A 20,770-nucleotide genomic window follows, 5' to 3' on the forward strand; every position below is an offset into this window, starting at 1 on the left:
AATCTATCCGGAAACTGCTGCCAGTGCTTCGGGGAGAGTGAAGCGACCGGCATACAATGCCTTGCCCACGATCGCGCCCTCGACACCCTGATCAACCAGGCTGGAAATGGCGAGTAGATCCTCGATGGTCGACACACCACCGGAGGCGACGACGTGCGCGTCGGTGACCGCGCAGACCTGGCTGAGAAGTTCGAGATTGGGACCGGTGAGTGTGCCGTCCTTGGAGACGTCGGTGACGACGTAACGAGTGCAGCCGTCACGGTCCAGACGCGCGAGGGTCTCCCACAGATCGCCGCCGTCGGTGACCCAGCCGCGACCACGGGTGCGGTACTGACCGTCGACGAGACGAACATCGAGGCCGACAGCGATCTTGTCGCCGTACTTGGCCAATGCACGCGCACACCACTCGGGATCTTCGATAGCGGCAGTACCGAGATTCACGCGAGCACAGCCGGTGGCCAGTGCGGCTTCCAGGGAAGCGTCGTCGCGGATTCCACCGGACAGTTCCACCTTGACCGTCAGGTCGCCGATGACGCCGGCCAACAGTTCACTGTTGGACCCACGCCCGAAAGCAGCGTCGAGGTCGACAAGATGCACCCATTCGGCACCGTCGTTCTGCCACGCAAGAGCAGCGTCGCGGGGCGACCCGTAACCGGTCTCACTTCCCGCCTCTCCTTGCACGAGGCGAACAGCTTCACCGTTGACGACATCTACAGCAGGCAAAAGGACCAGGCTCACGTGCGGTAACCCTAGTAGGTCAGGACCTCGAACCGTCTTCCGGGTCACCGAACGCTTTTCGGGTCATCCGCTTGGATACGACGCCCATTGCCGCAATCGCAGCGACGACCCCCACGAGACCGATCACGAGGCCGACGCCCGGCGATGGTTTGAGAACAACGATGACGACGGTTGCGACCGCCAGCGCAGCCACAGCGGCGCCGAGCGAGAACAACGCCAGACGGGCGAGGGAGAAATCGTCACCGCGGTTCGGTCCGGATCCCCCGGTCACAAACTCTGCACCCAGTTGCTCAGCAACTCGGCGCCTGCGTCACCGGATTTCTCGGGGTGGAACTGCGTTGCCGACAACGCACCGTTCTCGACGGCAGCGAGAAACTTTCCGCCGTGATCGGCCCATGTCAGCTTCGGGGGTGCAATGTGCTCGGACGGCGCGAGCTCCCAACTCTGCACACCGTAGGAGTGGACGAAGTAGAAGCGGGTATCGGCGTCTATGCCCTTGAACAGGGTGCTGGACTCCGGCGCCTCCACGGTGTTCCAGCCCATGTGCGGCAAAACCTCTGCTTGCAGCCTCTCGACGGTGCCGGGCCATTCGCCACAGCCCTCCGCCTCGACACCGAATTCGACTCCCCGGTCGAACAGAATCTGCATGCCGACGCAGATGCCCAGCACCGGTCGGCCACCGGCCAGGCGTCTGCCGATGATTCGGTCACCCTGCACTGCACGCAGACCTTCCATGCAGGCCGCGAACGCGCCGACGCCGGGCACCACGAGACCGTCGGCCGCCAGTGCAACCTTCATGTCGTTGGTCACCTCCACCTGCGCCCCGGTGCGCGCCAGTGCGCGAGTAGCCGAATGCAGGTTGCCGGAGCCGTAATCGAGTACAGCAATCGTGGAAGCGCTCATGCCCCAACTCTATCGGGCAACCCTGCTGCCGATCACTTTGCCGCCCGCGGCCAGTGCCGGGAGCAGAGCGACAACGACCGCGGAGACCGCGAAGACCCACGCATAGCCGGCAGTCGTGGCCACGAATCCCAACGCCAGTGCACCGATTCCGGTGCCGGCGTCGTAGCCGATGTTCCAGATCGCGCTGGCGGATCCGAGTTGCCTCGGGCCGGCAGCCTGAAACGCCATGACCAAGGACTCGTTCTGCACCGCCCCGAACCCCAGCCCGAAAAGGACCGCCGCGCAGAACAAGACCGGCGTCGACCCGCCGTCGACGTTGATCGCGAACAGCACCAATCCGATCGTCGACGACGCCAATGCCGGCGCGAGTGTCCGACCACTGCCGAGACGATCGGCGATCAGTCCCGCCGAGTACCGGCCGACCAACATCGACCCACTGGCGGTCGCCAACACCACTCCAGCAACGGCCGCACGCTCCGAGATTGCGATCGGCAGTAGAGACGACAATCCGCCGAACGAGGCGGACACACACGCCAGAGCGAGCACCGGAACCAAGACGGCGAACACACTCAGTCGAACGGATTCCCCGGTCGGCTGGGCGAAGATCTTCGGCAACCCGGCAATGGCCACCAGCGCGAGCGCCGGGATCAGCGCACCGAGGACGAACACCGGTGTCGCCGACCACCGTTCCATGATCGCAAGCCCCAGCGGAAGCCCCGCCATTTGTGACGCTGCGATCGCGATTCCCTGAGCACCGGTGGCACGGCCCAGAATTCGTTTGGGCGCCAACTCCGCCACCAGTGCACTGCCGGCCACCGTCAGCATGCCGAAACCGATACCACGCACCGCGGAAACCGCCAGGACAGGGCCGGCGTCGGCCGAGATCAACAGCACCAACGACGGTGGGCCGAGGAGCAGACACCCGACCGCCAGCACGCGCCGGTAGCCCTGCGTCCGCAACAACCGAGGCACGAGCAGTTGCGTCAAGACCGTGGCCGCCATGAAGACACCGGTCACCGATCCGGCAAGCGCATCCGATCCGCCGGACTGCGCAACCAGCAACGGCACCACCGGCAACAGCAACGACCAGCCACCGAAAGCTGCTGCCGCCATGATCAGGACACCGATCATGCCCGGTGTGCGAAGCAACCCCGGCGATGGAGCAGGATCTTGCGTCTCAGATACAGTCACTTTTCGCGTCTCAGACACAGTCACTTTTCGCGTCACAGACGCAGTGCGCCCGCTACCGCCGCCAGAACCGCCAACGCCAGAAGGATTCCCGACGCAAGCTTGTTGACCTTGAACATCGAGTAGGCGCCGCCCACGGCAATACCCGCGCCGATGAACAGTAAGTAGGTGAAGAGGACGCTCACAGTGTGCCCTTCGTCGACGGCACGCCGCTCACGCGCGGATCCGGCTCGACCGCCTCACGCAGAGCTCGCGCAACGGCCTTGTACTCCGCCTCGGTGATGTGGTGCTGATCGCGGCCGTACAGAACCCGAACGTGCAGTGCGATACGTGCATTCAATGCGATCGACTCGAACACGTGGCGGTTGATCACCGCGTGATACGGAACGCCCGGGTACCCGCCGATGACGGAATGCACCATGTAGTCGGGCTCACCGGTGTGCACGCAGTACGGGCGACCGGAGACGTCGACCGACGCGTGCGCCAGCGTTTCGTCCATCGGGATGAAGGCGTCACCGAAACGACGGATGCCCTTCTTGTCGCCGAGAGCCTGGCCGAGTGCCTGGCCGAAAACGATCGCGGTGTCCTCGACGGTGTGGTGAGCGTCGATCTCGACGTCGCCCTTCGCCTTGACGTCGAGATCGAAGCTGGCGTGAGTACCCAAGGCATTGAGCATGTGGTCGAAGAACGGAACGCCGGTGGAGACGTCGACGATGCCGGTCCCGTCCAGATTCAGTTCGACGACGATGCTTGATTCCCGAGTTGTTCGTTCGATCCGCGCGATGCGATCGCTCATGCCGTCTCTCCTGAATTCGTGTCGACCAGCTGGGTGCCTGCGATTTCGTCACTGGCCTTGATGAACGCGTCGTTCTCGGCTTCGAGTCCCACGGTGGCCCGCAGATATCCGGGGATGCCGATGTCGCGGATGAGAACCCCGCGGTCGAGGTATTCCTTCCACGCCTGTGCACTGTCGGTGAACTGACCGAACAAGATGAAGTTCGCGTCACTGGGAATCACTCGGAAACCGGTGTCCGCCAGCGCCTTCGACACTCGATCGCGCTCGGCGGACAAGGCGTGCACACTGCCGAGGGTCTCGTCGGCGTGACGCAGGGCGGCACGTGCCGCCGCTTGCGTGACCACCGAGAGGTGATACGGCAAGCGCACCAACAACAGTGCGTCGATGAACGCGGGAGCGGCGGCGAGGTAGCCGAGTCGGCCACCGGCAAACGCGAAAGCCTTGCTCATGGTGCGGGTCACAACCAGCTTGGCCGGGAACTCGTCGATCAGCGTCATCGCGCTGGGGGCAGCGGAGAACTCCGCGTACGCCTCGTCGACGATCACGATGCCCGGCGCCACGTCGAGGATGCGTCGCAGTTCCGCAATGCCGACGCTGTGTCCGGTCGGGTTGTTGGGGCTGGTCACGAACACGACGTCGGGTCGGCGTTCCGCAATCACGGTGACGGCAGCATCCACGTCGAGTGCGAAGTCGTCCCGACGGAAGACCTCGACCCACTCGGTATCGGTACCGTCGGCGATGATCGGGTGCATCGAGTACGAAGGCACAAAACCCATCGCGCTACGTCCCGGACCTGCGAACGCCTGAAGAAGTTGCTGCAGAATCTCGTTCGATCCGTTTGCCGCCCACAGATTGTCGACGGTGACCGGTACACCTGTCTGCTTCGCCAGGTACGCCGCCAGATCCGTCCGCAACGCGACAGCGTCACGGTCGGGGTAGCGGTGCAGTTCCTTTGCGGCTTCGCGCACGGATTCGGCCACATCGTCGATGAGCGCCTGGGTCGGCGGATGCGGGTTCTCGTTCGTGTTGAGCTGAACCGGAACCGTCAACTGCGGTGCGCCGTACGCCGACTTTCCACGCAGGTTCTCGCGAATCGGAAGGGCGTCGACCGAAATCGACTCTCCAGGAGCACTACTCATCGCAGAGCCTCGAATCGCAGACGCACAGCCTCGCCGTGAGCCGGCAGGTCCTCCGCATTGGCCAGCGTGATGACGTGTCCGGCAACGTCTTTCAGTGCAGACTCGGAGTAGTCGATCACGTGGATTCCACGAAGGAACGTCTGCACACTCAGACCGGAGGAGTGGCGTGCACACCCGGCCGTCGGCAGAACGTGGTTGGAGCCGGCGCAGTAGTCGCCGAGACTGACCGGCGCCCACGGGCCGACGAACACGGCACCAGCGCTGGTGACCTGAGCTGCCACCCCCGTTGCATCCTCGGTCTGGATCTCGAGGTGCTCTGCCGCATACGCATTGACGACGCGCAGACCAGCGGAAACATCAGAAACGAGCACCGTGCCCGACTGGCTGCCGGTCAGTGCCGTGGTGACGCGCTCGCGATGCTTGGTGATCTCGAGCTGCGCAGCCAGAGCCTTGTCGACCGCGTCGGCCAAGTCGACGCTGGTCGTGACAAGAACGCTGGCGGCCATCACGTCGTGCTCGGCCTGGCTGATGAGGTCGGCGGCAACGTGGACCGGGTCAGCGGTGTGGTCGGCGAGGATCGCGATCTCGGTGGGGCCGGCCTCTGCGTCGATGCCGACCAGTCCGCGGCACAGACGCTTGGCGGCAGTGACGTAGATGTTGCCGGGACCGGTGATGAGGTCGACCGGGACAAGCTCGGTTCCATCGGTGTCGGTTCCGCCGTAGGTAAGGAGGGCGACGCCCTGTCCGCCGCCGACGGCCCACACCTCGTCGACGCCGAGCATGGCTGCTGCGGCAAGGATGGTCGGGTGCGGCAATCCGCCGAAGTCGGCTTGGGGCGGCGAGGCGACAACAAGTGATCCGACGCCGGCCGTCTGAGCCGGCACGACGTTCATGACAACGCTGGACGGGTACACGGCATTGCCGCCGGGCACGTACAGCCCGACGCGCTCGACCGGAACCCAACGCTCGGTGACCGTGCCACCCGGAACGACCTCGGTGACGGTGTCCTTGCGACGCTGGTCGGCGTGCACCTTGCGGGTGCGCTCGATCGCAACCTCGAGGGCTTCCTTGACTGCGGGGTCGAGTTCACGAAGTGCGCGCTCGAGCTCGGCCGCGGGTACACGAACCGAAGCCGGACGAACGCCGTCGAACTTCTCGCCGAATTCGAGGGCGGCTTCTGCCCCGCGATCACGGACGGCTTCGACCATCGGGCGAACCTGATGCAGTACCGCGTCCACATCCACTCCACCTCGGGGAAGCGCGGCGCGAAGTTCGGCCGTGGATGGGGTACGACCACGCAGGTCGGTGCGGGCAAGCATGAGAGTTCCTCTCGTACGCAAACGGGGTGCCTGTGCAAGCGGCAGCAAACCGGTCCGGCATCACAGGCCCTGAACAGCGCGCCTGAAACACAGAACTGATGTCAATTATCCAGGATAGGCGCACCCCGTTTTTCACCGGTCCACCTGCAACGCTCACTGCAGGTCCGGCGCCCGCCGCCGGGCAAGTTCGATCAGCTCGTCCCTTCGAGGTGTTGCCACCGAGATTTCACGGCCGTCATGCAGACGAAAGCGGACCCCGTCGCCGGGAGATGCGAGAATTACCCGCAAACCTGGGCCGGTCATTCGATAACCGATTCCGGAGCCCATCCCGATATGTACTGCAGTGGCAGACACAACTTCGTCCCACCGAAATACCTGACGCAGCCCCGGAGACAGCGCGATCGACACTCGTTCGACGTCTGTGGTGATGATCATGCGCACCTTCCACATGTACGCGGCCAACCCGAAGGACAGGACCGCGGACAACACGGCGCCGACGTAGCCCGCCGAGTCGCGATCCACGATTGCCGCGAACCCGCAGACAATTACCAGGACAATTCCGAGGACGACGCACAATGCGACCGCCGACCGCCGCAGTAGTGGGCTCAGGGGAATGGACTCGTGAAATTCGCGCACAGCACCCCCGCCTCGATCGCCGACAACCCCACCCCGAGGAATGACACCGGGAACACGACCATCCCATTACTCGCGCTTTTATAACAAACACGTCACGCACAGCTAGGGTCCAAAGTCGTGACAGACAGTGACGTGGCCACGACCGCACCTCCGGCCTTGCCGACCCCTCAGCGATCCAGCGGACCGAACCGAGCACGGATCGTTGCGATTGTCGCATCGATCCTCGGCATAGTTTTGTGCGGATCAGTGCCGTTCCTGCCGATCGAGCAGGACACCGCCGCCGTCAACTGGCCGCAGGCCGGGTCGACGACAAGCGTCGAGGCGCCATTGGTCTCGTACACACCGTTGCGCATGGAGGCATCGATTCCGTGCGCGTCGATCAGTGAGTTGGCCGCCACCGGCGGAACGCTCGTCTCGACTGCTCCCCCGGGTGCCGCCGATGCGCGCCGCTTCGGATTTGTTGCCACCGTCTCCCCCGAATCCTCCGACGCTCCCGCTCGGGTCGACGTTGTCCTACGCGATCGAGTGTTGCTCTCGACACCCGTCGCTGATCTGCCGAGTGGATGCGCACTCACGCTCGCCGCCGAGCCGACCCGAACCACCTTCAGTGCCACCGGTTCCGAACCGCGCGTCATCGAGGGCGACAGCCGGCCACAGGTAGTCGGCGTCTTCAGCGACCTCGATTCGGCGGCAGCCGGTTTGAACGTCTCGATCGAGGCGGACTCTCGCTTCACGTCGAGCCCGTCGGTGATCAAGACTCTCGCCATGATTCTCGGGGCACTCACGGCTCTCGTGTCCCTCTTCGCGCTGCACCGCCTCGACAACCGCGACGGCCGGGGCACACGCAAATTTCTGCCCGCCCGATGGTGGAAGTTCACCGTCCTCGACGGCGTCGTCGTCGGAACGCTGGTGCTGTGGCACTTCATCGGCGCTACCACCACCGACGACGGCTACCAGTTCACGATGGCAAGAGCCTCCGAGCAATCGGGCTACATGTCCAACTACTTCCGGTGGTTCGCGGTCCCCGAAACCCCGTTCGGAACGCCGTATTACAACATCCTCGGACTCCTGGCCCACGTCAGCACCGCAAGCCCCTGGGTCCGTCTGCCTGCTCTGTTGGCAGGCATCATCACCTGGCTCGTCATCAGCCGGGAGGTTGCGCCTCGGCTGGGCGCCGCCATTCGCGGAAATCGACTCGCCCTCTGGACCGGCGCGCTTGTCTTCCTCGCATTCTGGCTTCCGTTCAACAACGGACTGCGCCCCGAACCGATCGTTGCCCTCGGCGTGCTGCTGACCTGGTGCTCGATCGAACGCGCCGTCGCGACGAGACGACTTCTGCCGGTCGCAGTCGCGATCCTGATCGCCGGATTCACCTTGACTGCCGGCCCTTCCGGCCTCATCTGCTTTGCCGCACTCATCGCCGGAATACGCCCGATCATGCGCATCATCATCGAACGTGCGCGCACCACCGGTTACGTCGCGGCTGTCGGGCCACTGCTAGCTGCCGGACTCTCGATTCTCATCCCCGCGTTCGGCGATCAAAGTCTGGCCGCCGTCATCGAGATGCAACGCGTCCACTCGATCTCACCGAATCAGCCCTGGTTCGACGAGTACCTCCGCTATCAGTACCTCTTCAACATCTCCGTCGACGGTTCCCTGACTCGCAGATTCGGTGTGTTCGTCATGGTTCTGTGCCTTGGCGTCTGCACCGCGATGATGCTGCGCAAGGGGGGCCGGATTCCCGGTTTGGCCGCCGGCCCGTCACGCCGCGTCGTCGGGCTGACGATCGGCGCACTGCCACTGCTGATGTTCTCGCCGACCAAGTGGACGCACCACTTCGGAATCTTTGCCGGACTCACCGCCGTTCTGGCGATGATGACGGCCGTCGCCGTAGGAACAAAACTCCTGCGCTCGCCGCGCAATCGGGCCCTCTTCGCGGCGGCCGTCCTGTTCCTCCTCGCGGTGGCATTCACCGGCAGCAACAGCTACTACTACGTGTCCAGCTACAGCGTTCCGTGGTGGGACAAGCCTGTGTCCATCAGCGGACTCGGCGCGAGCACCGTCCTCCTCGGGCTGACGGTGCTGATGCTCGGCGTCGCCGCGTGGTACTTCTTCCGTGAGCCGTACACCGCGGGGAAGGAACCGTCCGCGAAGCACGCTCGACTGCTTGCCATCTCGCCACTGACGGTTGCCGCAGGTGCCATGGTCCTCTTCGAGGTGCTGTCCATGGCCAAGGGCGCGATCACCCAGTACCCGGCCTATTCGGTGGGCCGTGCAAACGTCGACGCCGTTCTCGGCCAACACTGCGGACTCGCCAACGACGTTCTGCTCGAGACCGATCCGAACGCCTCGATGCTGACGCCCCTCTCGGGCAGCGTCGCCACAGGACTGTCCGCCGGTGGGGCTACGGGATTCGATCCGAACGGCGTCGCCTCCGACCTTCGAGCAGACAAGGAAGCCACGGCTACCGGCGGCGCGAACACCGTCGACACCTCCGAGGACACCGCCGGCAACTCGGCCGGAACCGGCGGTGGCGCCGGACAGACCGGAGTCAACGGCAGTTCGGTCGCGTTGCCGTTCGGTCTCGACCCGGCGACAACACCCGTCATGGGTAGTTACGGTCAGCCCTCCCCCGGCACTCTGACCAGTGACTGGTACCAACTCCCCGACGTGGGCGAGAACGCCACGCGTGGCGACATCATCTCGATTGCCGCGGCTGGTCGTGTTCGGTCCGTCGACAAGGACGGAATCGTCACCTACGGCCAGAACGTCGAGGTCGAGTACGGCACAGCGCGTGGCGTCGACGATGCCGAAACAGACGCTGTCGAAACACTCGGAAAGATCGCGCCCCTCGACATCGGCCCGGCGCCGTCATGGCGGAACCTGCGTGTGCCGTTGGACCAGATTCCCGTCGAAGCCAACAGCATTCGACTGGTCGTCAGCGACTACGACAGCAAGCCCGACCAATGGGTGGCCGTCACCCCGCCGCGGGTTCCGAAGACCCAGAAGCTCAACGACGTCGTCGGTTCACAGGCGCCCGTCATGCTGGATTGGGCTGTCGGACTGGCATTCCCATGCCAACGCCCCTTCGATCATCGGGTCGGTATCGCCGAGGTCCCCGAGTATCGGATCCTTCCCGACCATTCCGGTGCGCTCGTGACCAGTGCCTGGCAGGACCACTACGGTGGTGGACCGTTGGGGTGGATCGATCTGCTCCTGACCGCGCAGACCATTCCGTCGTATCTCGACAACGACTGGGCTCGCGACTGGGGTTCGATCGAGAAGTACACACCGATCGATCCGAGTGCAGTACCTGCCCAGGTCGACGAAACGACCGTTCAGCGCTCCGGGACGTGGAACCCGGGATCGATGACCATGGTTTTCTGAGCGGAATTTCTGAGCGGCTGGGTCACTGAGTGACACGGTCCAGCCGCGGGCGGATCGGACGAAACGCCTGCGACTGGACACTTGTATGACTTAGTCTCCCAGGCATGGGAGCCCTGTCACGGTCTATCGCGCCTGCGCTGATGGCACTGACGTGCCTGTTCGGGGTGCTGGCCCTTCCCGCTCACGCCTCGGCTGAGGTACCGGATGACTTCCTCTGGGGCGTTGCCACCTCCGGGTTCCAATCGGAAGGTTCGTCGCCGGACAGCAACTGGTCTCGATACTCCGATTCCGGACGAACCCACGACAAGATCGGTGACTCGGTCGACTTCCGTCATCGCTACGCCGAGGACATCGACCGGGCGGCCGATCTGGGATCGAAGGTTTTCCGATTCGGCGTCGAGTGGGCGCGAGTTCAGCCCGCCGCCGGGAGCTGGAACGAGACCGAATTCGCCTACTACGACGACGTGGTAGCTCACATCCGCGCGCGGGGCATGACTCCGATGATCACACTCGACCACTGGGTGTATCCGGGATGGGTTGTCGATCAAGGCGGCTGGACAAATCCGAAGACGGAAGCCGATTGGCTGGTCAACGCAGAGAAGGTAGTCGAGCGGTACTCCGGAGTCGGGGCGCTCTGGATCACGATCAACGAGCCGACTGTGTACGTTCAGCGCGAATTGACCTACGGCGGAATCGCACTCACCCAGGCGCCGTCGATGTTCGACTCATTGGTCCGAGTCCACCGGGCGATCTACGACCGCATCCATGTTCTCGATCCCGGTGCCCGCGTAAGCAGTAATTTCTCCTTCATTCCCGGCGTGTCCGAGGCGATCGATTCGGTATTCACGGATCGAGTGCGCGACAAGCTCGACTTTCTCGGCATCGACTACTACTACGGTGTGGCCCTGAACAATCCGACTGCCGCGTACGCCGCACTCGACGAGTTCTACAACGTCACGCCGCAGCCCGAAGGCCTGTACGACGCATTGATGCGGTACTCGGGCAAGTATCCGGAACTCCCCCTCTACATCGTCGAGAACGGCATGCCCACCGACAACGGAGCGCCGCGCGCCGACGGATACACACGCGCGAATCACTTACGCGATCACATCTATTGGATGGAACGCGCCCGAGAAGACGGTGCCGACGTGATCGGCTACAACTACTGGTCCATCACCGACAACTACGAATGGGGTTCGTACCGACCTCGATTCGGCCTCTACACGGTCGATGTTCTCGGCGATCCCACTGCGGCGCGAATCCCGACCGACGGCGTCGACGCCTACCGCCGGATCATTCACGAGAACGGCGTCGGGGCCGACTACGTGCCCGTCATGGCCCCGGCTTTCTGCTCGCTCGTCGATCCTCCCCGCAGCTGTACGGCTACTCGATGACGGCCGTTTTCCGATGTTCCTCCACTCCTCGTCGTTAGGATGTCCCATGCGAACACTGCGAAATATCGCCGGAACTGCCGCTGCCACGGCTGCCCTGATCCTGGTTGCCGGAGGCGCTGCGACAGCAGCCCCCAACCCGGCCGATTCACCCCGCGAGGCGCAGGCGCGTGCCTACATCGACGCCCTCGTCTCCCATGACGTTTCCGATGTCCATTTCGCCCCGGATGCGACGCGCGTCGAAGCCGGACTCAAGACGGGTTTCTCCGGACCACAGATGTCCGCCGACCTCGAAAACGGTATTCAATACCGCGTTATCCAGGGCGTCCGAGACCTCGAGATGTCGGAAGCCGGGGACATCGTCTCGACCACCTACCTGCTGGACGCGGGAATCGGCGGCACTCGCCTCATGACCGTGGAGATTCGTGAAACCTTCGAAGTCCATGACGGTCTCATCCACGACGTCGTCGCCGACATCATCCCTGTGTCTGTGTCGTGACGCGCGCCCGATAGCTACTGGGCGGTGCACCCGAGACTCGGGTGCACATCGCCGCGAATGCAGCCGGCGTCGAGTATCCGAGTTCAGACGCAACGGCCGTCACACTGGCCCCGGCAGAAAGTTTCGGAAGCGCGTGAAGAATGCAGGCACGCTGCATCCACGACGACGCGCTCATCCCCGTTTCCGAGATCAGCAAGCGGTGCAGTGTCCGTTCACTGACGTGGAGTCGGTCAGCCCACCGCGTGGGCGAGTCATGGATCGACGGGGCTGCGAGATACTGCGCGCACAACGCCCGCAATCCCGGGTGCCGAGGCAGCGGGAGTTCCACAGGTAGGGGCGCAAGATCGCGAAGTTCGTGCAGGATCAGCTGAAATACCGCGGCGCTGCGTCCGTGTGCGGGGAAGTCGTCCTCCACATTCAGCTCGACATCCACGTCGACTGCAGCGACAAGTAACTCACGCAGGAGCGACGATACTGCGACGACTCGGCACCTGACCGGGAACCACGGCGCTGCGGACGGTTCGATGTAGAGGCTTCGCGTGCTGACGCCGTCCATTGTCACGGCATGAGCGACACCGGCGGGAATCATGACCGCATTGGACGGCAGAACCGTCCACTCACCGTCATCGGTTTCGACGTTCATCGCACCGTTCACAGCGAAGAGAAACTGGGCTCGTCGATGTTCGTGGGCGGCCAGCACGTGACCGGGTGGGTAGTCGGTTCCGATTGCGAGAACACCGCGGGGCGAGTGATCGACGTCGTTGATCGAGATGTTGCGCACCGGAGGAACCTACCGAGTCTGTGTCCGATTCACAATGGAACGTGGCGAACCTTCGAATGTGCGCCAACGGAGAAATCGCTACCGTTCATCAAGTGCTTCACTACTCCCTCATCCTGCTCGCTTTCGGCGCCTTGACCGGAGTCACCACCGTTCTGTTCGGATTCGGTGGCGGGTTCGTCACTGTCCCAGTCGTTTACGCTGCATCGACGCTGCGGCCGGACGTCATCGATCCGATGCATGTCGCCGTAGCATCCTCGGCGGCCGTGATGGTGGTCAATTCACTCGGTGCCACAGTCGCATTCAGGAAGTCAGGACGGCTTCGGACGGAGTACATCAGACCTCTGATCGGTCCCGTCGCACTCGGAGCCGGGCTCGGAGCGGTTGCGGCGGGCCACGTAGACGACGGCGTCGTCCGGATTCTGTTTGCGCTCTACCTGCTGGTGACAATCCTGGACAGTCTTCTGCGACAAGGGTTTCTGACACCATCTGAACCTCGCGAACATCTTGACCGTCACGGCGTCCGCGCTGTCGGGATAGGCATCGGTGCCGTCGCAAGTTTCCTCGGAGTCGGCGGGAGCGTCATGACGGTTCCGATGATGCGACGCCGCGGAGTTCCGATGGCCGACGCCGCCGCGAGCGCCAACCCGTTGAGCTTGCCTGTCGCCGTCGTCGCGACTGCGGTGTATGCGGTCTCATCAGGGCACAGTTCAGCCTCGGATCTGTCGGCGGGCAGAGTCGGCGCTGTCGACCTTCTGGCCGTCTGTGCACTACTCGCCGGTTCCCTACCGGCGATCGCGCTGAGCCGACGAATCGTCGGTGCCATACCGGACCGAGTCCATGCCGCCGCCTACATCGCTCTACTCGGCGTCGTCACGGCAGTGATGGTGATTGCTTAGCGAACGGCGTATCGCAGATAGATGACGCCGCCGTCGAAGGTTTTCTCCTCGAGCAGTTGCAGATCAAGCTGGCTTTCCGGGAGAGCTCGCAATCCGCCACCGATATTGACCGGACACAGGAACAGTCTGACTTCATCGACCAAACCCGCCGCGAAAGCACTAACCGCAACCGTCGGTCCACCGATCGAGATATCTTGTACCGCTTCACTCTCGAGCAAACGGATGGAGTCTTCATCGAAGCTCGGGACAATCCTGGTACGTGCGGTCGACACCTCGTTCAGCGTCGTGGAGTACACGATCTTGTCGATTCCACGCCAGATCTGAGCGAACTCGGCGGTCGCCGCCTCGATTCCGGCAAACTCGTCCGGAGCCGAAGGTCCTCCTGCCACCGAAGAACGCTCGAGATCCTCGGATGCCATTGTTTCCCAGGGAATCATCGTCTCGTACATCCGGCGCCCGAGCAGGTACGTGCCGACTCCCCTCTCTAGCTCGTTGACGAACGCGTGGACCTGCGCGTCGGGAACCGCCCAGTCGAAGTTCCCCTGCTCATCGGCCACATACCCGTCGATCGAGCAGATCGCCGAGTAGATCAGGCTCACCATCGGTCCACGTGCAGCACGTTGTCGACCGGTTCACGGGCGGCGGGTTTGAACGTCTCGCCGGTGAAGTACGCCGTCGGGATGAGCGCAGCCTGATGGAATCCGGCCGGAATGCCCAGCAGCTCGGCAACTTCCGCTTCACGCTGCAAATGCAATGTCGTCCACGCCGTACCGAGCCCACGTGCCCGCGCGGCCAGCGCGTAACTCCACGCAGCCGGGAGTAGCGAACCCCACAGGCCGGCTTGGTTCCCCTCCGGCAGCGTCTTGCCCGCCTTGATACACGGAATGAGAAGGACCGGCACCTCACCCATGTGCTCACCGAGCCACGCGACGCTGGTGCCCACGCGTTGTTGAATCGGCGCGCGATCGGGATCATCGGCGAAGAGTTTTGCCGCCGAACCGTGAGAGGCAAGGTACTCGTCGGTGACTTCCTTGTAGATCTGCCCGACTGCTGCACGCAGTGCCGGATCGGTCACCACCATCCACTGCCAGCCCTGGCGATTCGAACCGGAGGGCGCTTGCAGGGCGATCTGGAGGCATTCCTTCACCAGGTCCAACGGCACGGGACGGGTCAGATCCAGACGCTTTCGAACGGTCCGCGTTGTGGTCAGCAATTCGTCGGGTGTCAGGTCGAGTACGGGATACGACGTCATCTCCCGATCATTGCACTGTCGCGAGCAGTGAGCAGGACTGTCCGTCTACACTTTTCTGATCCCGTGCGTGCTCGTTGTCGGGAGTATTTCCCGATCAAAGGACTTTCGACATGAGTTGGCACGTCTGGTTGGCGTTCTTCGGAGCAAGTTGGGTGATCAGCCTGTCGCCGGGGGCCGGCGCCATTGCGTCGATGTCGTCGGGACTTGCCTACGGCTTGCGACGCGGATACTGGAACATCTTCGGGCTGCAGTTGGGATTGTTGCTGCAGATCGGAATTGTCGCGGCGGGGGTCGGTGCAATTCTCGCCAGTTCGACCGTGGCCTTTTCCTTGATCAAGTGGTTCGGTGTCGCATACCTCGTCTACCTGGGGATCAGGCAGTGGCGATCGGCGCCCACCGAGGTGGAGACCGACGAGGCAGCCGCGAGCAGCTCCGGTCCGATGATGATGCTTCGCGGATTTCTCGTGAACGCGAGCAATCCGAAGGCCGTCGTTTTCATGCTCGCAGTGCTCCCGCAGTTCCTGGACCCGTCGGCGCCGCTGCTGCCGCAGTATCTGATCATCGCCGCCACGATGTGCGCAGTCGACGTGATCGTGATGACCGGATACACCGGCCTGGCCGCCCGGGTGCTCACCTTGATGCGCTCCCCCAAACAGCAGCGAACCACCAATCGAGTGTTCGCCGGTCTGTTCTTCGGAGCCGCCGGCTTCCTCTCGAGCATCGGGCGTGCAGCGGCTTGATCGGTCACACGGCTCGAGAGATCACAGGCCCGCAATCAAGTTGACGACGGACGCCACGATCACCGAACCGAACAGGTACGACAGCAATGCGTGGCCGAGTGCCATCGCGCGCATGTCCGACGACTTCAAGTTGGTGTCGGAAATCGCGAAGCTCATCCCGACCGTGTACGCCACGTAGGCGAAATCGCTGTACCTCGGCGGTTCTTCCTGATTGAAATCGATTCCGCCGTCGGGGCCGGAGTAGTACAGCCGTGCATATCCGAGGGCGAAGAGCGTGTGGACCGCCAGCCACGAGATCACGACGCTGCCGACTGCAACCGATGCCGCCACTACTTGGTAGTGATGTCCGTCGGGTGCCGCCAGGAGCAGGAACGCGATACCGACCAGGCTCGCGACGGCGGCACCGAGAATCAGCAGGTGCGCGACGTTTCGGGCCGGCTCTTCGCGCGTTGCGTGGCTTGCGGTGAGCGTCGCGTCGAAGGGCCAGACCAGAATCCACGTCCACACCGTGAACACCATCGCCGCCACATCCCAGCCGATCAGAAACGCGAATCGGGGATAGCCGACCAACGCCGTGACGACACCGGCGGCCACACCGAGCAGCAGACCCGTCGACACTCTCAGCGCCGGCCCGGCACCCAGGGCGCTCCGTGGAACCGGGTTGATCGGAAGGTCGTGCGGTCGATCGTTCACGGGCTCAGTCAACCACTGTTAGAAGTGAGACGGTGGTTACGTGACACGGCGACTCAGGCGTTGCACGCACCGACTATCGGCTTGCCGTTGAATCTGTCCAGCACGTACTGCAATCCGACGCCGAAATCCGCTACGGCCGGCGCGAGGTGGTTGTTGCCGCTCCCCGGATTCACCGCAGGCAAGGTGTCGGTGAACAACGTCGCCTCGGCCCCGCGCGCGCACCAGTCCTGAACCAGGCGCCGGGTTTGCTCGTACGGGATGAAATCGTCGTTGAGCGCTCCGTTGACCAGAATCGGCGAGGCCGGGGTTCGCCGCCCGATGCGTTGTTCCTCGATCACCTGTTGGATCTCCGGTACCGATTCCACCACGTCGGCGAGTGGTCGTCCGTCTGTGGTCCACGACGCCGTCGACTGCTTCCCGTACTTGGTTCGGGAATCGATGAGGCATTGCCCGGCGACGTCGGCGAGCACGGACCGGCCGTAGTCGTTGAGTCGAGATTCGATCGGCTCTCGGGCGGCGGGATAGCGGTCGAGGACGCCGTTGATCGTGTAACCGATCGCGGCCATCAGGCCGGTACCGTCGATATGACGCAGAACGCTTGCCAAGTCTGCCGGGGGCGCGCTCGCGTAACTCCCGACCAGATTCAACTCAGGCGCGTATTCGGGTGCCAGTTCGGTTGCAGCGGCAGTGGCGCCGCCGCCCTGCGAGTGGCCCCACAGCGCTATCGGATCGTCCTCTCCTGCCCGCGCGAGGGCTCGGGCAGCGCGTGCACCGTCCAACATCGCATGGGCTTCCTCGGCGCGATTGACGTAGGTATGAACGCCGGGTGTTCCGAGTCCGATGTAGTCGGTGACGAATACACGAACGCCCTGGGTGAGGAAAGCGAAAGCAAAAGCTGACTCGTAGTTGACACCGACACTGTCCACACCGGCACCGTAGTTCGACGGATTCCCGGGTTCCGCCAGGCGGAGCTGACCGGCAGTGGGAAACATCCTCGACGGCGCGCACTGATCACCTTGGCCCTGCGTACCCGGACCGATCACCACCGTCGGGCGGGGGCCCGCTCCTGACCACGGGGCAGCCGGCTCCAGGTACGAGCCCGACACAGCAACCTTGGATCCGTGGGTGTCGGTACTCGAATACAGGATCCGGGTCCCCACACCAGGCACTCCGCCGACGGCACCGGCCAGAGCCAGCGGTTCCGTCCGAATCACCGAACCCGGATCACCGACGTCGCCCGGAATCGCATCGTAGAAATCGTTCACAGGTTCGGCGTTCGACATCGGTGTGAACAGCAGCGAGGTCGGCAACAGCGCCGATACCGCAACGGCCGTAACCTTCAGTGCCGCGAGGACAACCTTCCGGGTGCTCATGGAAATCCAACGTATAGGCCTCAGTCGACGCGCGGACCGGTTTCGATCTGCGGGACTTCAATCGATCGATACCAACTGTCACGCGAGCGGGCCATGCCGCTGGCCCCCCGATCCCCTGGTTTCACGGCCAGAACCTGATGAATCGTAAGCCTGTGCGGCTCCTCGAAACCCAGAGCACTGGCAGCGAGATACAGCAACCAGGTACGCACCCGGGGAGCACCGACCTGTAAGACCGATGCGTCCCAGTTCTCACGAAGGTTCTGCACCCATGCGCGCAGTGTCAGTGCGTAATGCTCGCGCAACGCTTCGCTGTCACGCGTCTCGAAACCCGAAAGTTCCAGCGCATCAATGGTTTTACTCAACGGAAGGATCTCACCGTCCGGGAAGATGTACCTGTCGATGAAGCTGGGACCGTCATCGACGTTGTCCGACAACGACTTCACCGCGGCGATGGCATGATTGAGCAGACGACCCTGCGGCACGAGCAGGTCGTAGAGTTTTGCCGTGTACACCGGCAAATTGACCAGGCCCACGTGCTCGGACATGCCGATGCTCGAAATCGCGTCGTAAGGGCCGTCGTCGACGTCGCGGTAGTCCTGCACCCGAATCTCGATGCGATCGGTCAAACCCGCGTCGGCAACTCGCCCCTTGGCGTATTCGACCTGCTCGTTGCTCAGCGAGACTCCGACGACGTCGACGCCGTAGTTCTGGGCGGCGTGTAATGCCATCGATCCCCAACCGCAGCCGACGTCGAGCAGTCGCATTCCCGGCTTCAGATCGAGCTTGCGGCAAATCAAGTCCAGCTTCGCGTACTGAGCAGCTTCGAGGGATTCGACACCTTCCGGCCAGTATCCGCACGAATAAACCATGCTCGGCCCGAGGAACAGTTCGTAGAAGCGATTCCCGACGTCGTAGTGATGGGAGACAGTCGCCGAATCGCGTGATCTACTGTGCCGCTTGCCTCGCTTACTACGCATCTCGATCGCCGGGGGTGACGGTGGTGGACCCACCGCTCCCAAGCCGGCGAAAGTACCGGCGGCGCGAACAATCGAGCGCAGCGGCAACGTCGACAAACGATTCTCACCGAGCCGCGTGACCAGTTCCGGAACGTCGAGGAGCGCGAAGATATCGCCGTCTACGTCCAGATCGCCGGAAACGTACGCCCTCGCCAGCCCTAATTCGTTGGGAGAGTAGAGGACCCGCCGTAGGGCACGCCGATTCCGGAAGTGAACCTGCGCAGCGGCGTCCGGTGGCCCTGCCTCCGAACCGTCCCAACATCGCACGCGAACCGGAAGCGGAACCCCGATCACTTCCTCGAACACCGTCAAAATCTTGGCCGCGGCACCAGTCACTGATCAACCCTCCGACAAAAGATGGTTAGCCGATGACAGAAAACTTACGCCCGATTCGCGAATCTTTCGCGCCATTTGTCCGAGTTTTGGACAGTGTTCATCGCGGTTTCAGTATTCATCGCCGAGTTCAGGGCTCCACCATTCCGGCGAGGAATTCCACCAGCAGTCTCTTCGTGACCTCACGTGGCAGCGATTCCACTGCCGCGAGGACGGCCGCCATGTCCAAGGGAGAATCGGAAGAGCCCCGAGGATCCAGCCCCGCCGACGTCAACGCTGCCGCGACGGCGTCACTGGGCAACGCAAGAACATCGGCGACGGTGACATCGCCACGTTCGAATGCTCCGGCCAACTCTGCCAGGGCCGGCGGCGCCTCGGCTGCCGCCGAGCCGCGAACGTCGTCGGCACCGAGGACGAGTGCGCTGGTCAACTCGCCGAGCACAGATTCCGTCACCGGGGTGACGGTGAGGTGGGTTGTTCGAGGCAACGTCGTCCCGTCAGGTTGCGTCGACGCCGGCTGCCCTTGAAGGACGAAGCCGCGAGCACCGACAGCGCTCACCCAGCGATGCGGATCCACTCGCCGTTCGAGCGGCACGGAATCGTCGGTAGCGACCGCGAACAGTGGTCCCACCGGCGAGCCCACGACGCGAAGACCCTCGATTGCCTCGACCGTGCCGATCAGTGCACGAGTGGCCCGCTGCGCCCGGGACACCAATTCGGCGTACCCGGATTGCCCGAGGACTTGCGAAATCGCCCAAGCACCGGCAAGAGCAGCAACGGATTTGGAACCGAGAAGCGTGGGATTGACCACCGGGTACCCCGGCCAGTCCGTGAGTCCGAAATACTGCTTGCGATGCAGATCTCGCCCTCGGTGCAGCAGGACCGAAACGCCTTTGGGTGAGTATCCGTACTTGTGGAAGTCGACGGACATGCTGGTGACCCCGGGCACCCGGAAATCCCAGGGTGGCAGATCACCCCACCACGGCAACGCAAGCCCACCGATGCAGGCGTCGACATGCAGTGGAATCGAATGTGCACGAGCAACTTCCGCGACATCGGCGATCGGGTCGAGCGCCGCGAACGGGTAGCTGGGCGCGGAGACGACGATCAAGACCGTGTCTTTCCGAACTGCCGTCGCAATATCTTGTGCGCCGACGCGCCCCGACGTGGGATCTACTGGTACCAGGATCAGTTCCAGTCCGAGCAGGTGAGCTGCCTTGTGGAAAGCGGCATGCGCGGTGGTCGGAAGAACCAGCGAACCCTCACCCGGCGGGAGCCCACGGAAGTCGCGAGCTGCCTTGACGGCCAACACACAACTCTCCGTTCCGCCGCTGGTGACATTGCCGACGACTACGCCTCCGGCGTCTGTATCTGCGGCTGGGTCTGAAGCTCCATGGAGGAACTCGCGTGCGAACGCAACCAACTCACGCTCCATCACCGCGGTGGACGGGAACACCGTCGGGTCGAGACCGTTGACCGGCTGAACCAATCGAGCTGCGTCCGCTGCCAACTCGTCGAGCGCTGCGAGGCCGCTGTCGTACACGTACGACAGAACCCGGCCTCCGTGCGTCGGAGCGTCCTGCTCGCGAAGCGAACGCAACCGACTCAAGACGTCGGCCGCCCTCTTCTCGAGGTTTGCGCTCTCGACGATCTTGCCCTGAAGTTCCTCGGCCCGAGTGGAACTCATCGT

General features: G+C 63.5%; 21 protein-coding genes. 5 read left to right on the forward strand and 16 right to left on the reverse strand.

The window, feature by feature from the left end; genetic code table 11:
• Positions 1 to 3: 3 nt before the first annotated feature.
• From priA to ABH939_RS13425, 9 genes are all read right to left on the reverse strand, one after another.
• Entirely contained in the window at positions 4 to 738 is a 735-nt protein-coding gene (priA, locus tag ABH939_RS13385; RefSeq protein ID WP_003942371.1) for a bifunctional 1-(5-phosphoribosyl)-5-((5-phosphoribosylamino)methylideneamino)imidazole-4-carboxamide isomerase/phosphoribosylanthranilate isomerase PriA, read from the reverse strand.
• Between the two features lie 19 nt (positions 739 to 757).
• Positions 758 to 1,009, reverse strand: coding sequence for a hypothetical protein (locus ABH939_RS13390; RefSeq protein ID WP_042449550.1), 252 nt, complete (start codon positions 1,007 to 1,009; stop codon positions 758 to 760).
• Entirely contained in the window at positions 1,006 to 1,641 is a 636-nt protein-coding gene (hisH, locus tag ABH939_RS13395) for an imidazole glycerol phosphate synthase subunit HisH (protein ID WP_003942389.1), read from the reverse strand. Before hisH ends, ABH939_RS13390 begins: the two co-directional genes overlap by 4 nt.
• 9 nt (positions 1,642 to 1,650) lie before the next feature.
• Positions 1,651 to 2,772: an MFS transporter gene (locus ABH939_RS13400; protein WP_042923080.1), complete on the reverse strand. Its 1,122-nt coding sequence runs from the start codon at positions 2,770 to 2,772 to the stop codon at positions 1,651 to 1,653.
• Between the two features lie 92 nt (positions 2,773 to 2,864).
• A complete protein-coding gene (locus tag ABH939_RS13405; protein ID WP_007732248.1) occupies positions 2,865 to 3,014 on the reverse strand; it encodes a hypothetical protein in 150 nt (49 codons plus the stop codon).
• Positions 3,011 to 3,625, reverse strand: a complete 615-nt coding sequence (gene hisB, locus ABH939_RS13410) for an imidazoleglycerol-phosphate dehydratase HisB (protein WP_003942383.1) — start codon at positions 3,623 to 3,625, stop codon at positions 3,011 to 3,013. The genes ABH939_RS13405 and hisB overlap by 4 nt, the downstream gene beginning before the upstream one ends.
• Positions 3,622 to 4,764 carry a histidinol-phosphate transaminase gene (locus ABH939_RS13415; protein ID WP_042449556.1) on the reverse strand — a complete coding sequence of 381 codons (1,143 nt, stop codon included), beginning with the start codon at positions 4,762 to 4,764 and terminating at the stop codon, positions 3,622 to 3,624. The genes hisB and ABH939_RS13415 overlap by 4 nt, the downstream gene beginning before the upstream one ends.
• Positions 4,761 to 6,083, reverse strand: coding sequence for a histidinol dehydrogenase (hisD, locus tag ABH939_RS13420; RefSeq protein WP_007732254.1), 1,323 nt, complete (start codon positions 6,081 to 6,083; stop codon positions 4,761 to 4,763). Before hisD ends, ABH939_RS13415 begins: the two co-directional genes overlap by 4 nt.
• 153 nt (positions 6,084 to 6,236) lie before the next feature.
• A complete protein-coding gene (locus tag ABH939_RS13425) occupies positions 6,237 to 6,719 on the reverse strand; it encodes a hypothetical protein (protein WP_404649703.1) in 483 nt (160 codons plus the stop codon).
• Between the two features lie 117 nt (positions 6,720 to 6,836).
• On the opposite strand from ABH939_RS13425, the gene ABH939_RS13430 reads away from it, so the two are divergent.
• From ABH939_RS13430 to ABH939_RS13440, 3 genes are all read left to right on the forward strand, one after another.
• The gene (locus ABH939_RS13430; protein ID WP_404649704.1) at positions 6,837 to 10,106 is read left to right on the forward strand and encodes an arabinosyltransferase domain-containing protein; all 3,270 of its coding nucleotides are present in this window, start codon (positions 6,837 to 6,839) and stop codon (positions 10,104 to 10,106) included.
• Between the two features lie 140 nt (positions 10,107 to 10,246).
• Positions 10,247 to 11,500, forward strand: a complete 1,254-nt coding sequence (locus tag ABH939_RS13435) for a glycoside hydrolase family 1 protein (protein ID WP_404649755.1) — start codon at positions 10,247 to 10,249, stop codon at positions 11,498 to 11,500.
• A 46-nt stretch (positions 11,501 to 11,546) separates the two neighbouring features.
• Complete coding sequence (locus ABH939_RS13440) at positions 11,547 to 11,996, forward strand: hypothetical protein (protein WP_125051204.1); 450 nt, start codon at positions 11,547 to 11,549, stop codon at positions 11,994 to 11,996.
• Here ABH939_RS13440 and ABH939_RS13445 read toward each other — a convergent pair.
• Positions 11,974 to 12,777, reverse strand: a complete 804-nt coding sequence (locus tag ABH939_RS13445; RefSeq protein ID WP_376136891.1) for a helix-turn-helix transcriptional regulator — start codon at positions 12,775 to 12,777, stop codon at positions 11,974 to 11,976. The two genes, ABH939_RS13440 and ABH939_RS13445, sit on opposite strands and share 23 nt — an antisense overlap.
• 92 nt (positions 12,778 to 12,869) lie before the next feature.
• Here ABH939_RS13445 and ABH939_RS13450 point away from each other — a divergent pair, with 92 nt between their 5' ends.
• Complete coding sequence (locus ABH939_RS13450; RefSeq protein ID WP_404649705.1) at positions 12,870 to 13,673, forward strand: sulfite exporter TauE/SafE family protein; 804 nt, start codon at positions 12,870 to 12,872, stop codon at positions 13,671 to 13,673.
• Here the strand turns inward: ABH939_RS13450 and ABH939_RS13455 are convergent.
• Both ABH939_RS13455 and ABH939_RS13460 read right to left on the reverse strand, forming a co-directional pair.
• A complete protein-coding gene (locus ABH939_RS13455; RefSeq protein ID WP_404649706.1) occupies positions 13,670 to 14,275 on the reverse strand; it encodes a dihydrofolate reductase family protein in 606 nt (201 codons plus the stop codon). The genes ABH939_RS13450 and ABH939_RS13455 overlap by 4 nt on opposite strands.
• Positions 14,269 to 14,925 carry a nitroreductase family protein gene (locus tag ABH939_RS13460; protein WP_003942413.1) on the reverse strand — a complete coding sequence of 219 codons (657 nt, stop codon included), beginning with the start codon at positions 14,923 to 14,925 and terminating at the stop codon, positions 14,269 to 14,271. The genes ABH939_RS13455 and ABH939_RS13460 overlap by 7 nt, the downstream gene beginning before the upstream one ends.
• A 110-nt stretch (positions 14,926 to 15,035) precedes the next feature.
• On the opposite strand from ABH939_RS13460, the gene ABH939_RS13465 reads away from it, so the two are divergent.
• The gene (locus ABH939_RS13465; protein ID WP_037130153.1) at positions 15,036 to 15,665 is read left to right on the forward strand and encodes a LysE family transporter; all 630 of its coding nucleotides are present in this window, start codon (positions 15,036 to 15,038) and stop codon (positions 15,663 to 15,665) included.
• 21 nt (positions 15,666 to 15,686) lie between these two features.
• Here ABH939_RS13465 and ABH939_RS13470 read toward each other — a convergent pair whose 3' ends face one another.
• From ABH939_RS13470 to ABH939_RS13485, 4 genes are all read right to left on the reverse strand, one after another.
• Complete coding sequence (locus tag ABH939_RS13470; RefSeq protein ID WP_030537075.1) at positions 15,687 to 16,358, reverse strand: DUF1345 domain-containing protein; 672 nt, start codon at positions 16,356 to 16,358, stop codon at positions 15,687 to 15,689.
• A 53-nt stretch (positions 16,359 to 16,411) separates the two neighbouring features.
• The gene (locus ABH939_RS13475; protein WP_404649707.1) at positions 16,412 to 17,731 is read right to left on the reverse strand and encodes a lipase family protein; all 1,320 of its coding nucleotides are present in this window, start codon (positions 17,729 to 17,731) and stop codon (positions 16,412 to 16,414) included.
• Positions 17,732 to 17,751: 20 nt separating this feature from the next.
• On the reverse strand, positions 17,752 to 19,083 hold the full coding sequence (locus ABH939_RS13480; RefSeq protein WP_054187182.1) for a cyclopropane-fatty-acyl-phospholipid synthase family protein: 1,332 nt from the start codon (positions 19,081 to 19,083) through the stop codon (positions 17,752 to 17,754).
• Positions 19,084 to 19,210: 127 nt separating this feature from the next.
• Positions 19,211 to 20,767 (reverse strand): pyridoxal phosphate-dependent decarboxylase family protein, encoded by a 1,557-nt coding sequence (locus ABH939_RS13485; RefSeq protein ID WP_404649708.1) that lies wholly within the window; start codon positions 20,765 to 20,767, stop codon positions 19,211 to 19,213.
• Positions 20,768 to 20,770 lie beyond the last annotated feature (3 nt).

Origin of the sequence: Rhodococcus sp. 27YEA6 (assembly GCF_044908235.1) — a bacterium.
GTDB classification, from domain to species: Bacteria; Actinomycetota; Actinomycetes; order Mycobacteriales; family Mycobacteriaceae; genus Rhodococcus_F; species Rhodococcus_F qingshengii.

Excerpts from the sequence above, each read along its gene's own strand:
- ABH939_RS13400 (WP_042923080.1), bottom strand. The coding sequence starts at position 2,772 with ATGATCGGTGTCCTGATCATGGCGGCAGCAGCTTTCGGTGGCTGGTCG.
- hisD (WP_007732254.1), bottom strand. The coding sequence starts at position 6,083 with ATGCTTGCCCGCACCGACCTGCGTGGTCGTACCCCATCCACGGCCGAA.
- hisB (WP_003942383.1), bottom strand. The coding sequence starts at position 3,625 with ATGAGCGATCGCATCGCGCGGATCGAACGAACAACTCGGGAATCAAGC.
- ABH939_RS13440 (WP_125051204.1), top strand. The coding sequence starts at position 11,547 with ATGCGAACACTGCGAAATATCGCCGGAACTGCCGCTGCCACGGCTGCC.
- ABH939_RS13485 (WP_404649708.1), bottom strand. The coding sequence starts at position 20,767 with ATGAGTTCCACTCGGGCCGAGGAACTTCAGGGCAAGATCGTCGAGAGC.
- ABH939_RS13460 (WP_003942413.1), bottom strand. The coding sequence starts at position 14,925 with ATGACGTCGTATCCCGTACTCGACCTGACACCCGACGAATTGCTGACC.
- hisH (WP_003942389.1), bottom strand. The coding sequence starts at position 1,641 with ATGAGCGCTTCCACGATTGCTGTACTCGATTACGGCTCCGGCAACCTG.
- ABH939_RS13465 (WP_037130153.1), top strand. The coding sequence starts at position 15,036 with ATGAGTTGGCACGTCTGGTTGGCGTTCTTCGGAGCAAGTTGGGTGATC.
- ABH939_RS13415 (WP_042449556.1), bottom strand. The coding sequence starts at position 4,764 with ATGAGTAGTGCTCCTGGAGAGTCGATTTCGGTCGACGCCCTTCCGATT.
- ABH939_RS13455 (WP_404649706.1), bottom strand. The coding sequence starts at position 14,275 with ATGGTGAGCCTGATCTACTCGGCGATCTGCTCGATCGACGGGTATGTG.
- ABH939_RS13475 (WP_404649707.1), bottom strand. The coding sequence starts at position 17,731 with ATGAGCACCCGGAAGGTTGTCCTCGCGGCACTGAAGGTTACGGCCGTT.
- ABH939_RS13435 (WP_404649755.1), top strand. The coding sequence starts at position 10,247 with ATGGCACTGACGTGCCTGTTCGGGGTGCTGGCCCTTCCCGCTCACGCC.